Annotated in this window: 1 protein-coding gene; it reads left to right on the top strand. The window is 31.9% G+C overall.

Going from position 1 to position 655, the window contains the following annotated elements:
- Nucleotides 1-164: 164 nt before the first annotated feature.
- Nucleotides 165-614: a hypothetical protein gene (locus A6E06_RS15205; RefSeq protein WP_065591859.1), complete on the top strand. Its 450-nt coding sequence runs from the start codon at nt 165-167 to the stop codon at nt 612-614.
- The last annotated feature ends 41 nt before the right edge of the window (nt 615-655 follow it).

Below are 655 nucleotides of genomic sequence, written 5' to 3'. Positions count from 1 at the left end.
GTTATGCAGGCGTTAACTGCAAAGGGAAAATATGCACCTTGTCGAATATTTAAAAACAAAAAATGTATCACGAAGTAATTTTCACTAAAGGAAGAAATTATTCATATTAATAGTATAGGATATTAGGCTTTGTTAACTATATGTAAATAAGGAAATCAATATCCATGAACAAACAAATAATCATGTCAATAACAATAGGCTTAACTATCGCTCTATCTGGTTGTGGCTCTAACTATTCTGAAATAAAGACAGATAAAGTCGCGCTTAAAAAGATGTTAGGTATTGTGCTCAATGCATCAATGGAAATTTCTGTTTCGAATGAAGATTATCTAAATAAACGTGATATTACAGCTGAGTTAGATCGTACGCAAATGACGACAAAAAGACCCTCTCTTTTGAAGGAAAAGAGGTTTCAAAATACATGGGTCGAGGTTGGTGAGACAACATATATCTTAAACCCAAATATTGGTTACTTTACGATAACTTTATTCGATACTCCAGATGGCTTTAATAAGAGTCGCGACTATAACATATATCAATGTGATGAAGAAAAAGGTGAATGCATGCTTGAGTCTTCATATAATTCGTTTGATATTTATAAATTTAATCCCTAGATGACCACTTGAAAAATTCATGTTTCTGTAATGTAGTTAGG

Source organism: Aliivibrio sp. 1S175 (genome assembly GCF_001690985.1).
Classification (GTDB): Bacteria; Pseudomonadota; Gammaproteobacteria; order Enterobacterales; family Vibrionaceae; genus Aliivibrio.
The sequence above is the reverse complement of the archived record's forward strand: the minus strand, read 5'-3'. Positions and strand labels throughout refer to the sequence as shown.